The following is a 13,240-nucleotide window of genomic DNA, read 5'->3' as shown; positions in this document are numbered from 1 at the left end:
CGGCGTGCCGGCGGCGGACCCGGCCGGGGTCCCGGCCCCGGGGGCGCCGCTGCTGCTGCGGGGCCGCTGGTTCGGCCCCGGGCGACCCGTCGTCATGGCGGTGGTGAACCGCACGCCCGACTCGTTCTACGCCGCGGCCCGGCACGACGACGCCTCCGCCGACGCGGCGGTGGCCCGCGCCGCGGAGGAGGGCGCGGACCTGGTGGACCTGGGCGGCGTGCGCGCCGGCCGCGGCCCCGCCGTGGACGCGGCGGAGGAGATCGCCCGGGTCGTCCCGCTGGTCGAGCGCGTCCGGCGCCGGCACCCGGACCTGCTGGTGTCCGTCGACACGTGGCGCGCGGAGGTCGCGCGCGCCGCCGCCGACGCGGGTGCCGACCTGCTGAACGACACCTGGGCCGGGCACGACCCGGCGCTGGTCGAGGTCGCCGCCGAGCGCGGGCTCGGCGTGGTGTGCTCGCACACCGGCGGGCTGCCGCCGCGCACCGACCCGCTGCGGGTGTCCTACCCGCTGCCGCCCGACGCCCCCGCCGGCGCCGACCCGCGGGACGGCGTGCTGCTCGACGTGCTGGCGACGCTGCGCGCGTCGGCCGCGCGCGCCGTGGCCCTGGGCGTGCACCCGGCGAGCGTCCTGGTCGACCCGACGCACGACTTCGGCAAGAGCACCTGGCACTCGCTGCACCTCGTGCGGCGCACGGCCGCGCTCACCGCGCTGGGCCACCCCGTGCTGGTCGCGCTGTCCCGGAAGGACTTCGTGGGGGAGACCCTCGACCTGCCGCCCGAGGACCGCCTCGAGGGCACGCTGGCCGCCACCTCCCTCGCGGCGTGGCTGGGCGCGCGCGTGTTCCGCGCGCACGACGTCCGGGCGACCCGGCGGACGGTCGACATGGTGGCGGCGCTGCGCGGCGACGCCCCGCCGGCGCGGGCCGTCCGGGGCCTGGCGTGACGGCCGCCCCGGGCGTCCCCGGGGTGCCGGGCCGGGACGCCGCCGAGCCCGTCCCCGCGCGCCGCGCCCGCGACCCCCGGACCTGGCCGTGGTGGGTGCAGGCGCTCGCGGTCTACGCCGCCGCCCGGGCGTTCTCCGCGGTGGTGCTGCTGGTCGTGGCGTCCCGCCAGGTCGCGAGCGGCTGGACCGGGGCGTCGCCCGGCTACGCGGACTACGCGGGCCTGATGTGGGACGCCACCTGGTACCGGACGATCGCCGAGGGCGGGTACCCCGCGCAGCTGCCGGTGGGCGCCGACGGCGTCGTGCAGCAGAACGCCTGGGCGTTCTTCCCCCTGTACCCGCTGCTCGTGCGCGCCGTCATGGCGGTGACCGGCGGCTCCTGGGCGGTGGTCGCGCCGACGGTGTCGCTGCTGGCGGGCGCGGGGGCGGTGCTGCTGGTCCACCGCACGGTGGTGCGCGGCGCGCCCCGGGCGGTCGCCGCGCGGCCGGGCCTGCCGCTGGCGACGGTGCTGCTGGTCAGCGTGTTCCCGACCTCGGTCGTGCTGCAGGTGGGGTACACGGAGTCGACGGCGCTCCTGCTGGTCGCGGCGTCGCTGCTCGCGATCGTGTCCCGGCGGTACGGCTGGGCGTGCGCCGCGGTGCTGGCGCTCGGGTTCACCCGGGCCGTCGCGCTGCCCATGGCGGTGGTGGTCGCGGTGCACGCGCTGGTGCGCTGGCGCGAGTGGCGGGCGTCCGGGACCCGGCCGCCGGCTCGGGACCTCGCCGGCATCGCGGCCGTCGGGGTGGCGGCGGTGGTGTCGGGGTTCGCCTGGCTCGCGATCTGCGGCTGGGTCACCGGCGTGCCCGACGCCTACCTGCAGACCCAGGAGGCCTGGCGCGGCGCCGCCACCACGGCGCCGTTCGCCGGTTGGGGGTACGTGCCCGCGTTCTGGTTCGGGGACGCGGCGCCCTGGGTGGTGCTCGCGGCGGCCGCGTTCGTGGTCGCGTGCCTGGTCACGCCCTCGGCGTGGCGGCTCGGGCGCGAGCTGCACGCCTGGTCGGCGGCGTACCTGCTGTACCTCGCCGCGGCGGTGGAGCCCGGCAGCAGCCTGGCGCGGTTCCTGCTGCTGGCGTTCCCGCTGGCCGCCGCCACCGCCGGGGTCGTCACCCGGCCGCGCGCGGCGCGGTGGGCGTGGACGGGTGGGGTCGCCGCGCTCATGCTCGTGCTGCAGGTGGTCTGGGTGTGGCAGATCTGGCGGTTCGAGCCGCCCGCGGGGTGGCCGCCGTGACGCCCCGGCCCACCCGCCGGGGCGGGCCCGCCGGAGCCGCGCGGCGACGCCGCAGGGGCCTGACGAGCGCGTTCCCCGCCCCGCCTCGCGCGGACGGCCCCGCCTTGTCGCCCCGGTGAACTAGACTGGGCGCTGGACATCCGGGAGCCGGAGGCCCGCGTTCGCCCGTTCCGCCCCCCGGCGGGCGTGGCAGCCCGGGTGCCCGGGAGCCCAGCTGACGACGCGAAGGAGAGCCACGCATGGCCGCGATGAAGCCGAGGACTGGTGACGGTCCGCTCGAGGTGACCAAGGAGGGCCGCGGCATCGTCATGCGGGTCCCGCTCGAGGGCGGTGGCCGACTCGTCGTCGAGCTCAACGCGACCGAGGCGCAGGAGCTGGGCGAGGCCCTGACCTCCGTCGTCTCCTGACGACCCGGGCGCCGGCGACGACGTGGCTCGTTCCCTGACCCCGTCCGCGGTGCGCGTGGGCCGGACGGTCCCGGCGGTCGGCCTCGCGGCCGGCTCGCTGGCGACCTCCGACCTGCTGCTCGAGCCGGACGTCGACGCGGTGGCCGTCCCGGTCGCCCCGTCGGCGCCGGACGACACCGACCTGCAGCCGCGCCGCGGGACCGCCGACGCGGCCGCGCGCTACGGCATCGACCTGGCGGAGCTCGCCGAGCGGGCCGGCCTCACCGGCGCCGCGGGCGAGGCGTGGACCGCGCTGCTGCCGCGCCCCGTCGGCAGCGCCACCGGGGCCCTGCCCTGGGCGGGCCTGCCGCGGCGGCTCGTGCTGGTCGGCGTCGGGTCCGGCACCCCGGACGAGCTCCGGCGCGCCGGGGCCGCCCTGGCGCGCGCCACCCGCGGCCTGCGCCGGGTGCTCACGACCGTCGCCACCGAGCCGGGGTCCGAGGGCCCCGCCGCGGTGCGCGCGTTCGCCGAGGGCTACCTGCTGGCCGCCTACCGCGTGCAGCGGATCGGCGCGCCGCCGGCCGCCGCCGAGGCGCCGGCCGAGCAGCTCGTCGTCGTCGGCCGGGAGGGCGTCCGCGCCCAGGCCGCGCTCGACGAGGCCGTGCGCGGCGCGACCGCCACGTGGCTCGTCCGCGACCTCGCCAACACCCCGGCCAGCACGAAGGACCCGGCCTGGGTCGCCGACCGCGCGTCCGAGCTGGCGCGCGCCGCCGGCCTGCGCGTCGAGGTGCTCGGCCCGCGCGAGCTCGAGGCGCAGGGCTTCGGCGGCATCCTCGCGGTGGGCGCCGGCTCGGCGTCCCCGCCCCGGCTCGTCACCGTGTCCTACGACCCGGCGGGGCCTGCGGGCGCCGCACCGCGCCGCGCGAAGCACGTGGTGGTCGTCGGCAAGGGCATCACCTACGACACGGGCGGCCTGTCCATCAAGCCGCGCGAGGCGATGGTGCCGATGAAGACCGACATGGCCGGCGCCGCCGTGGCGCTCGCGACCGTGCTCGGCGCCGCCGCGGCCGAGCTGCCGCACCGGGTCACCGCCGTGCTGCCGCTCGCCGAGAACCACGTCGGGGGCGCCTCGTACCGTCCCGGAGACGTCCTGCGGATGTGGGGCGGCCGGACCGTCGAGATCGCCAACACCGACGCCGAGGGCCGCCTGGTGCTCGGCGACGCGCTGGCCTGGGCCGACGCCACGCTCGACCCGGACGTCCTCGTCGACGTCGCGACGCTGACCGGGGCGGCGAGCCTCGGCCTCGGCAAGCAGCACGGCGCGCTGTACGCCACCGACCCGCGGCTGAGCGCCGCGCTCGAGGCGGCGGGCGCCGAGTCCGGCGAGCCCCTGTGGACGATGCCGCTCGTCGAGGACTACGCCGACGCGGTGCGCTCCACGGTCGCGGACCTGCGGCACGTGCCGCAGGACGGGAAGTACGGCGGCGGGTCGATCACGGCCGCGCTGTTCCTCCGCGAGTTCGTGGGTGCCCGGACCTGGGCGCACCTCGACATCGCCGGGCCCGCCCGGTCGACGGCGGACAAGCACGAGGTGACCGAGGGCGCGACGGGCTTCGGGGCGCGGCTGCTGCTGCGCTGGCTCGCGGCGCTGCGCTGAACCGGGGGCCGGGGCCGGGGTCGACCGCGGGCCCGGCCGGCCACCCGGCACGCGAACGGCCCCCACCCGGCGCGCGAGCGGCCGGCCACCCGGCGCGCGAACGGCCGCCCACCCCGCACGCGAACGGCCGCCCACCCCGCACGGGGAGGGCGGCCTTCCGTCGTCCGAGGCGGCGCCGGCGTCAGCGGCGCACGGCCACCAGCAGCCCGTCGCCGACCGGGAGCATCGCGGGGAGCAGCCGGTCGTCCTCGCGGACCAGCCGCCCGGTCTCGCGGACCAGCGTCGTCGCCTCGTCCCGGCGCGCCGGGTCGGCGACCCGGTCGTGCCAGAGCGCGTCGTCCACGGCCAGCACGCCGCCCGGGCGCAGCAGCCGCACCGCGCGCTCGACGTACGCGGGGTAGCTCTCGATGTCGGCGTCCACGAACACCAGGTCGTACGCCCCGTCGGTCAGCCGGGGGAGCACGTCCAGCGCCCGGCCGGAGATCGTCCGGGTGCGCGCCGCGCGGACGCCCTCCTCGGCGAAGGCCTGCTTGGCCGCGCGCTGGTGCTCCACCTCGACGTCGATGGTGGTGAGCACGCCGTCCGTCGGCATCCCGCGCAGCAGGTGCAGCCCGCTGACCCCGGCGCCCGTGCCGACCTCGACCACCGCGCGCGCCCGGCCGGCGGCGGCCAGCACGGTGAGCGCCGCGCCCGTCCCGGGCTGCACCGGCGTGCAGCCGAGCTCGCCGGCGCGGTCGCGCGCGCGCAGCAGGGTGTCGTCCTCGGGGACGAAGCCCTCGGCGTAGACCCAGCTGGCGGCCTTGTCGGTGGCGATGGTGTCCTCCTGGTCGCGGGTGCGCGGCGGGTGGGTCGCGGCGCGGGGGGTGCGGGGTGCGGGTGCGCGGACGTGCGCGGGCGCGCTGGCCAGCCTAGTGCGCGCGGACCGGCGCCCGCCGCGCCGACGGCCGCGACGCGCGGACGTCACCCCGGCGCGCGGGAACGGGGCGGGACCTGTGCGCGTTGTGCGAGGACAGGGGTGGACGGGTTCGCACCCGGGCCCCCGCCCTGGGACACTGGGTCCCCGGGCCGCTCCCGCTGCGGCCCCCGAGATCGAAGGACGTGGATGGCGACCTCGTTGCCCGACCCGGACTGGCAGCCCCCGACCTGGGAGGCGATCGTCCGGGAGCACTCCGCGCGCGTGTACCGCCTGGCCTACCGGCTCACCGGCAACCGGCACGACGCCGAGGACCTCACGCAGGAGGTGTTCGTCCGCGTCTTCCGGTCGCTGTCCACGTACACCCCCGGCACGTTCGAGGGCTGGCTGCACCGGATCACGACCAACCTGTTCCTCGACACGGCCCGCCGCAAGCAGCGCATCCGCATGGACGCCATGGGCGAGGACGGCGACCGCTACCCGGCGACCGGCGCCGGCCCCGAGCGCGCGTTCGAGCACGAGAACCTCGACGTCGACGTGCAGCGCGCGCTCGACGAGCTGCCGCCCGAGTACCGGGCGGCCGTCGTGCTCTGCGACATCGAGGGTCTGTCGTACGAGGAGATCGCCGTGACCCTGGGCATCAAGCTCGGCACGGTGCGCTCGCGCATCCACCGCGCCCGGGCCCGGCTCCGGGTCGCCCTCGAGCACCGCGCGCCCGCCTCGGTCCGCGCCGCGGCCGCGTCCGGCGCGACCCCGTCCGAGGTGACGGCCCCGGCGGGCGCCCGATGAGCGGCCACCTCGGCGACCGCGTGAGCGCGCTCGTCGACGGCCAGCTCGCCCCGGCCGCGGCCGAGCGCGCCCTGGCGCACGTCGCCGGCTGCCCGCGGTGCGCGGCCGACCTCGCCGCCGCCCGGGCGGCGCGCCGGGTCCTGTCCGGCTGCGACGACGTGCGCCCGGCGGGTGACCTGACGGCCCGGCTGCTCGCCCTCGGCGGCGCACCGATCCCGCCCGGGGCGCCCGCGGACCGCACCCGGCACGGCGCGATGGACCCGTTCGTCCCGCCGGGCCCCGTGCACGGCACCGCGGCGTTCCCGAGCACGCCGACCACGCCCGGCTCCGGGATCGGCGGCCTGCTCGGCGGGCGCGGTCCGTTCGGCGAGGGCGTCCTCGGCGGACGGTCCGTGCTCGGCTCGGGCCGCGTCCTCGGCGGCTCACTGCTCGGGTCGCGCCGGGTGCTCGGCGACCGGCCGGTCGTCCCTGGCCCGTCCGGCACCCCCGGGCACGGGCGGCGCGGGCTGCGCGCCGCGGTGGGCTCGCTCACCGGGCTGGGCGTCGTCGCGGTCGGGCTGTTCCTGCTGGGCGACCGGCCGACCGTCGCACCCGCCACCGAGCACACCGAGGCCCTGTCGCTGCTCGGCGACGCGGGCCTCGCCGCCGTGCCGGCCGTCAGCGCCGGCGGGGCGACCGGCCCCGCCGCGGGCTCGTCGACCCAGGACTACCTGGACTGGATGCGCGCCGAGGGCTGGACCTCGCCCGCGCAGGTCCCCGCCGGCTGGTCGGTCACGTCCGTGCACCTGCGCGACGAGGGCCGCACGCTCGAGGTCGACCTGGCCGGGCCGACCGGCGACGTCGTCGTCACCGAGCAGCACGGCCGCCTCGACGTGTCCGCGCTGACCGCGGCCGAGCCGATCGACGTCGAGGGCCGCACCGTGTACCTGCTGTCCGCCGAGCCGTGGCACGCCGCCTGGCAGTCGGGCGACACGGTCGTCGAGGTGGTGTCCTCCCGGACCGGGACGGAGGCCGCGCAGGTCGTGGCGCAGTTCCCCGAGGGCGAGTTCGACTCCGGGCTGCCCGCCCGCCTGACCCGCGGCTGGGACACGTTCGCCGCCGCGGTGCACCTGCCGTGACGGCGCCGGACGACCGCGCCCCGGAGCCGGGCGCCGGGGAGCCGCGGGCCGACGACCGGGCGGGCGAGCAGCCCGCGCCCGCCGCCGACCCGTTCGCGCCGCCGCCGCCCGCCCCGCGCGGCTGGACGGCGCCGCCGTCGTGGACCGGGCCGGCCGGCGCGCCGTCGTCCGGGGTCCCTGGGGCACCGCAGCGGTCGCCGTACGCGGCGCCGCGGCAGCCCGCCCCCTCGCCGTACGCGCCGCCCGCATCCGGCCAGCACCCCGCCGGCGGCCCGCCGCCCGCCGGGGGCCCGCAGCCGTGGGCCGGCGCGGCGCAGCGGCCGGCCACGCCCGCGCAGCCCGGGCCCTCGCCCTGGGGCGCGCCGTCGCCGTGGGGCGCGCCGTCGCCCTGGGGCGCGCCCGCCGGGGCCCCGCGCCCCGCCGGCGCACCGGCCGCCGGACCGCCCGTCGCGCCCGTGCCCGTCACCGACCTGCCGCCGGTCCCGCTGCCCGCGGACCCCGGCGCCGCGCCCGCGCCCGGCCTGCTGCCGCCCGGGGTGCTCCCGATGCCCGACCTCGGCGTCGCGCCCTCCGCCGGGCGCCGCCGCGGCGGCCGGCGCCGGCGCGTGCCGCTGGCGGTCGTCGCGGGCCTCGTGGTCGCGGCGTTCGGCGCGGGCCTGGTCGGCGGCGTCGTCGGCGCGCGCATCGAGCGGGACGACCCGCACCTGGCCGACGCCGGCCTGCCCGCCACCGTGGGCACCGGCACCGGCACCGGCGACCGCGCCCCGGACAGCGTCGCGGGCATCGCCTCCACGGTGCTGCCGTCGGTCGTGTCGATCGAGGTCACCTCGGCCACGGGCGGCTCGACGGGCTCCGGCCTGGTGCTGCGCCAGGACGGCTACATCCTCACGAACCACCACGTCGTCGCGAGTGCCGCCGGCTCGGGCGCCTCGATCGTCGTGCTGTTCGCGGACGGCTCCCAGCTCGCCGCGACGGTCGTCGGCAGCACGTCGGACTACGACCTGGCGGTGCTCAAGGTCGAGGCCGAGGGGCTCACCCCGCTGGTGCTCGGGGACTCGGACGCGGTGCAGGTGGGCGACCCGGTGGTCGCGGTCGGCGCGCCGCTCGGTCTCGCCGGCACCGTCACGACCGGCATCGTCAGCGCGCTCAACCGCCCGGTGGCGGCGGGGGACGGCGCGGAGGAGACCGCGTTCATCAACGCGATCCAGACCGACGCCGCGATCAACCCGGGCAACTCCGGCGGCCCGCTGGTGAACGCCGCCGGCGAGGTGGTCGGCATCAACTCGGCGATCGCCCAGCCGCCCGGCACCGCGGCGACCAGCGGCGGCAGCATCGGGCTCGGGTTCGCCATCCCGTCGAACCAGGCGCGGCGCACCGCCGAGCAGCTCATCGAGTCGGGCGTCGCCACCTACCCGGTGATCGGCGTGCTGCTCGACGGCGCGTACACGGGCGAGGGCGTCCAGGTCGCGACCGAGCCGCAGGGCGGGCAGCAGCCCGTCACGCCGGACGGCCCGGCCGACCGCGCCGGGATCCGGGCGGGCGACGTCATCCTGTCGATCGACGGCCGGCCGGTGACCGCGTCGGACGAGCTCGTCGTCGCGATCCGGGCCCGCACGCCGGGCGAGGCCGTCACCCTGCGGGTGCGGGAGGCCGGCGGCGCCGAGCGCGACGTCCGGGTGGTGCTCGACGAGTCCGCCCCGGGCTGACGCGGGCCGCGCGGGACGGCCGCCGGGTCCCGCGCGAACACCGCTAGGTCCCGCGGTCGCCGGGCGGTAGCCTGGGCGGGTGTTCGGGATCAACGGCGGCGAGCTCCTCGTGATCCTGGTCGTGGCCGTCCTCGTGATCGGCCCGACGCGGCTGCCACGCTACGCCGAGCAGCTGGCCCGGCTGACCAAGCAGGCCCGGCACTTCCTCGCCGACACCCGGCGGCGCGTCGACGACGAGCTGGGCGACGAGGTCAAGGACATCGACTGGGCCGCGCTGGACCCGCGCAAGTACGACCCGCGCCGGATCGTCCGCGACGCGCTGCTCGACCCCGAGCCCGCGCCGGCAGGGGCCCGTACCACCGCCGCCGCGGCCGGTGCCGCGGCGGCCGGGCACGCCTCCCGCGCCGCGCCGGCGACGACGCCGCTGCCGCCGGGCGACCCCGCGCCGTTCGACGACGAGGCCACCTGACCGCGCGCCGCACGCCCCGCCCCGACCCCCTGCACGGGCCACCCGCCCCCGACCGTCAGAATGGACCCATGGTCTCCGGCTCCCCTCGCATCTTCTCCGGGATGCAGCCCACCTCCGACTCCCTCCACCTCGGCAACTACCTCGGCGCGCTGACCCAGTGGGTCGCGCTCCAGGACGCCTACGACGCGCTGTACTGCGTGGTGGACCTGCACGCCCTGACGGTGTCGCCCGACCCCGTGCAGCTGCGCGAGCGCACCCGGCGCACCGCGGCCCAGTACCTGGCGGCCGGCGTGGACCCGGAGCGGTCGATCCTGTTCGTCCAGTCGCACGTCGCGGAGCACGCGGAGCTGTCCTGGCTGCTGTCCTGCCAGACCGGGTTCGGCGAGGCCGGCCGGATGACGCAGTTCAAGGACAAGTCGGCCAAGCACGGCGCCGAGGGCACCACGGTCGGCCTGTTCACGTACCCGATCCTCATGGCGGCGGACATCCTGCTGTACGACACGGCGCTCGTGCCGGTCGGCGAGGACCAGCGCCAGCACCTGGAGCTGACCCGCGACCTGGCCGAGCGGCTGAACAAGCGGTTCGGCGACGGCACCGCGGTCGTGCCGGACGCGCACATCGTCAAGGCGACCGCCAAGATCTACGACCTGCAGGACCCGACCGCCAAGATGAGCAAGTCGGCGGCCAGCCCGAACGGCATCATCGAGCTGCTCGACCCGCCGAAGACCGTCGCCAAGCGGATCCGCTCCGCGGTGACGGACACCGGCTCGGAGATCAGGTTCGACCGGGAGAACCAGCCCGGCATCGCCAACCTGCTGACGATCTACTCGGCGCTCACCGGCCGCGAGGTCGACGCGATCGTCGCGGACTACGCGGGCAAGGGCTACGGGCACCTCAAGGTCGACCTGGCGGACGTCGTGGTCGAGTTCCTCGCCCCGTTCCAGGAGCGCGTCGACGGCTACCTGTCCGACCCGGCCTCGCTCGACGCGGTGCTGGAGGACGGCGCCGAGCGGGCGCGGGCGATCGCGCGGGCCACGCTCGACCGGGTCGCCGACCGCTTCGGGCTCCTGCCGCGCCGCCGGACCGCATGAACCCCACCGGGCCGTTCGCCGACGAGCTCCGGATCGGCGTGGCGGTCTCCGTCCCGGAGCCGTACGCCGCGGAGCTCACGGCGGCACGCGCCCGCGTCGGGGACCCCGCCGCCCACCTGATCCGCCCGCACATCACCCTGCTCGGCCCGACCGTCCTGCCGACCGCGGCGCTGGCGGACGCCGACGCGCACCTGCGGGAGGTCGCCGCGCGGCACCGGCCGTTCGCCGTGCACCTGCGGGGGACGGCGACGTTCCGGCCGGTGTCGCCGGTCGTGTTCGTCGAGGTCGTGGAGGGCATCGCGTCCTGCGAGCTGCTCGAGGTCGACATCCGGTCGGGCGTCCTCGACCAGGAGCTGCGGTTCCACTACCACCCGCACGTCACGATCGCGCACGAGGTGCCCGACGACGCCCTCGACCGCGCGTTCGCCGACATGGCGGGCTACGAGGCGCGGTTCGACGTGACGGAGATCCACGTCTACGAGCACGGCGACGACGGCGCGTGGCGGACGATCGGGTCCTACCCGCTCGCGGGCTGAGGGCGGCGGACCCGGTCCGGTCGCGGCCCTGACCGGCCGGGACGGGTCGCGGCTCCGGATGCCGAGCCGCCGCGCGCTCCCTAGGGTCGTCCGCATGGGAGTGCCGGCAGAACCGCAGGGCGCCGGCCGCGCGCACGCCGCCGCAGCCGCGACCACCGACGACGTCGCCGCGGGGAACCGGCGGGACGTCGGCGCCCGGGTGTACCCCGGCGGGTTCGCCGGGCTGGTCGCCCGGGCCCAGGCGGTGCTGGCGTGGTGGCAGGGCACCCGCGCGGCGCGGGCGAACGCCCGGTTCGGCGAGGGCGGCGGTGGCGTCCTCACCGGCGGCATCGCGTACGCCACGATCTTCTCGGTGTTCGCCGGCCTGACCATCGGGTACACGGTGTTCATGGCCGTGCTCGGCAACAACGACGCCCTGCGGCAGACCGTGCTCGACACCATCGACGCGAACCTGCCGGGGCTGGTGAAGACGGACCCCGACGACAACGGCGTCATCGACCCGGAGTCGCTCCAGCTGAGCACCGGGATCGGGATCGCCGGCGCGGTCGCGTTCGTCGTGCTGCTGGTCAGCGCGATCTCCGCCATGGCCGCGCTGCGCACCGCGGTCCGCGCGATGTTCGCCGCCGACGGGGGCGGCGGCAACATCGTGACCGGCAAGCTGCGCGAGCTCGGCGGGTTCGTCGGCATCGGGCTCGCGATCCTGGCGTCGGCGCTGCTCAGTATCGCGACCACCACCGCGGCGGACTGGGCGCTCGGCGTGCTGGGGCTGGACGACTCGCCGGTCGGCCAGCTCGTGCTGCGCGGCGCGGGCATCGCCGTCGCGTTCGTGGTGGACGCCGGGACGTTCGCGCTCATCGTCCTCGTGCTGGCGGGGCTCCGGCCGCCGTGGCGGGACCTGCGGCAGGGGATGGTGATCGCCGCACTGGGCCTGGGCGTCGTGCGGGTCCTGGGCACGTCGGTGGTGGCGGGGGCCGCGGACCGCAACGCGCTGCTGGCGTCGTTCGCGGTCATCGTGACGCTGCTCATCTGGATCAACCTGATCGCCCGGATCGTCCTCCTGGCCGCCGCCTGGACCGCCGACCCGCCCCCCGCCGAGGCGGACGCCCCCACGTCCCCCGCCGAGGCCTGACCCACCCACCCCTCCCCGTCGAGGCCTGACCCGCACCCCCTCCCCGTCGAGTGGAAGATCTGGCCCGACACGCCGGCGCGTGTCGGGCCAGATCTTCCACTCGAGACCGGCTGGTCGCGGGGACACGCCAGGGGTCGTCCCCAGGGCAGGAGCCGTCGTGGCCGCGGAGGCGCGCGAGCCGACAGGGTGGTGCGCATGGACGTGGCGCACGACGACCTGCCCGCAGTGCTCGCCGCCCGTGACGCGCGGCGTCGCGGCGCTCGGGCGGCGCTGCGCGCGGGGTACGTGCGAGCGGCCTCGGGCGTGCACGTGGTGACGGGGACGGACCTCGACGACCCCGACGTCCGGACCAGGGTCGCGATGGCGGCGGTGCCCGACGAGGTGACGCTGGGCGGGTGGGCGGCCGCGCGGTTGCACGAGCGAGCCGCGCTCGCCGCCGCCCGCGCGGCACGCGGTGGACGCCCGGGCCGACGGCAGGCCGACCCGATGGCCTGGTTCGACGGCCGCGACGACCGGGTGCGCGGCGGGCAGGGTCCGGTGCTGCTGCTCGCCCCGCCCGAGGTGCGGTTGGAACCGGGACCGGGCAGGCGGCTGCTGCGGAGCCGTGTGGCGGCGGGCGAGCGGGTCGTCCTGGAGGGGCTGCCGGCGACGAGCGCGCTGCGGACGGCGTTCGACCTGGCTCGGCTCGGGCCGGAGACCGAGGCCGTGGTGGCCCTGGACCGTCTGCGGGCGCTGGACCTCCTGGACCCGGGCGACCTGGAGGAGCTGATCCGGTCCCGCAGGAGGTGGCGCGGGACGGTCGCGGCGCGCCGTGCGCTGGAGCTGTCCGCAGGCGGGGTGGAGTCGCCGCAGGAGACCCGCCTGCGGATGGTCTGGCTCGCCGCGGGGCTGCCCGCGCCGCTGTGCAACGCCGTCGTGCTCGACCCGGACCACCGGTTCGTGGCACGGGTCGACCTCCTCGACCCGACGAGCGGCCTCGTGGGCGAGTACGACGGCGCGGTGCACGCGGACGCTGACCGACGCAGTTCCGACGCGGGCCGGCAGGAGCGACTCTGCTCACTGGGCATGGAGGTCGTCAGGGCGACGTCGGCCGACCTCGTCAGTGCCACGGCGCGCGCCCGGTGGCAGCACCGTGCCCGGCTCGCCCTGCGGCGAGCGCTCGGGCGCCGGGCGGACGCGCGGTGGCTGCTCGGTGCCGTGGACCGGCACGGACCGCGCTCGGCCGTCTAGCCTGC

General features: G+C 78.1%; 13 protein-coding genes. 12 read left to right on the top strand and 1 reads right to left on the bottom strand.

Going from position 1 to position 13,240, the window contains the following annotated elements:
• Positions 1–4: 4 nt before the first annotated feature.
• The 4 genes from folP to Cpa01nite_RS08955 all read left to right on the top strand — a co-directional run bounded on the left by folP (position 5) and on the right by Cpa01nite_RS08955 (position 4,254).
• Complete coding sequence (folP, locus tag Cpa01nite_RS08970) at positions 5–943, top strand: dihydropteroate synthase (RefSeq protein ID WP_203668449.1); 939 nt, start codon at positions 5–7, stop codon at positions 941–943.
• Positions 940–2,211: a putative hexosyltransferase gene (locus Cpa01nite_RS08965; protein WP_239068649.1), complete on the top strand. Its 1,272-nt coding sequence runs from the start codon at positions 940–942 to the stop codon at positions 2,209–2,211. Before folP ends, Cpa01nite_RS08965 begins: the two co-directional genes overlap by 4 nt.
• 239 nt (positions 2,212–2,450) lie before the next feature.
• Positions 2,451–2,618: a DUF3117 domain-containing protein gene (locus Cpa01nite_RS08960; RefSeq protein ID WP_082812748.1), complete on the top strand. Its 168-nt coding sequence runs from the start codon at positions 2,451–2,453 to the stop codon at positions 2,616–2,618.
• Positions 2,619–2,640: 22 nt separating this feature from the next.
• Positions 2,641–4,254 carry a leucyl aminopeptidase family protein gene (locus tag Cpa01nite_RS08955; RefSeq protein ID WP_203668408.1) on the top strand — a complete coding sequence of 538 codons (1,614 nt, stop codon included), beginning with the start codon at positions 2,641–2,643 and terminating at the stop codon, positions 4,252–4,254.
• A gap of 181 nt (positions 4,255–4,435) precedes the next feature.
• Here the strand turns inward: Cpa01nite_RS08955 and Cpa01nite_RS08950 are convergent, their stop codons facing one another.
• Positions 4,436–5,068: an O-methyltransferase gene (locus Cpa01nite_RS08950; RefSeq protein WP_203668447.1), complete on the bottom strand. Its 633-nt coding sequence runs from the start codon at positions 5,066–5,068 to the stop codon at positions 4,436–4,438.
• 288 nt (positions 5,069–5,356) lie between these two features.
• On the opposite strand from Cpa01nite_RS08950, the gene sigE reads away from it, so the two are divergent.
• The 8 genes from sigE to Cpa01nite_RS08910 all read left to right on the top strand — a co-directional run bounded on the left by sigE (position 5,357) and on the right by Cpa01nite_RS08910 (position 13,235).
• Positions 5,357–5,956, top strand: a complete 600-nt coding sequence (gene sigE, locus Cpa01nite_RS08945) for an RNA polymerase sigma factor SigE (RefSeq protein ID WP_203668407.1) — start codon at positions 5,357–5,359, stop codon at positions 5,954–5,956.
• Entirely contained in the window at positions 5,953–7,074 is a 1,122-nt protein-coding gene (locus Cpa01nite_RS08940) for a zf-HC2 domain-containing protein (RefSeq protein ID WP_203668406.1), read from the top strand. The genes sigE and Cpa01nite_RS08940 overlap by 4 nt, the downstream gene beginning before the upstream one ends.
• A 455-nt stretch (positions 7,075–7,529) precedes the next feature.
• Positions 7,530–8,780 carry a S1C family serine protease gene (locus tag Cpa01nite_RS08935; RefSeq protein WP_239068648.1) on the top strand — a complete coding sequence of 417 codons (1,251 nt, stop codon included), beginning with the start codon at positions 7,530–7,532 and terminating at the stop codon, positions 8,778–8,780.
• Between the two features lie 79 nt (positions 8,781–8,859).
• Positions 8,860–9,249, top strand: a complete 390-nt coding sequence (locus Cpa01nite_RS08930) for a twin-arginine translocase TatA/TatE family subunit (RefSeq protein WP_203668405.1) — start codon at positions 8,860–8,862, stop codon at positions 9,247–9,249.
• Positions 9,250–9,317: 68 nt separating this feature from the next.
• A complete protein-coding gene (gene trpS, locus Cpa01nite_RS08925; RefSeq protein WP_203668404.1) occupies positions 9,318–10,340 on the top strand; it encodes a tryptophan--tRNA ligase in 1,023 nt (340 codons plus the stop codon).
• On the top strand, positions 10,337–10,876 hold the full coding sequence (locus tag Cpa01nite_RS08920) for a 2'-5' RNA ligase family protein (protein ID WP_203668403.1): 540 nt from the start codon (positions 10,337–10,339) through the stop codon (positions 10,874–10,876). The genes trpS and Cpa01nite_RS08920 overlap by 4 nt, the downstream gene beginning before the upstream one ends.
• Positions 10,877–10,970: 94 nt before the next feature.
• Complete coding sequence (locus tag Cpa01nite_RS08915; protein ID WP_203668402.1) at positions 10,971–12,005, top strand: YihY/virulence factor BrkB family protein; 1,035 nt, start codon at positions 10,971–10,973, stop codon at positions 12,003–12,005.
• A 195-nt stretch (positions 12,006–12,200) separates the two neighbouring features.
• The gene (locus Cpa01nite_RS08910) at positions 12,201–13,235 is read left to right on the top strand and encodes a putative endonuclease domain-containing protein (protein ID WP_203668401.1); all 1,035 of its coding nucleotides are present in this window, start codon (positions 12,201–12,203) and stop codon (positions 13,233–13,235) included.
• The last annotated feature ends 5 nt before the right edge of the window (positions 13,236–13,240 follow it).

Origin of the sequence: Cellulomonas pakistanensis (assembly GCF_016862755.1) — a bacterium.
GTDB classification, from domain to species: domain Bacteria; phylum Actinomycetota; class Actinomycetes; order Actinomycetales; family Cellulomonadaceae; genus Cellulomonas; species Cellulomonas pakistanensis.
This window is presented reverse-complemented; position numbering and strand designations above follow the sequence as displayed.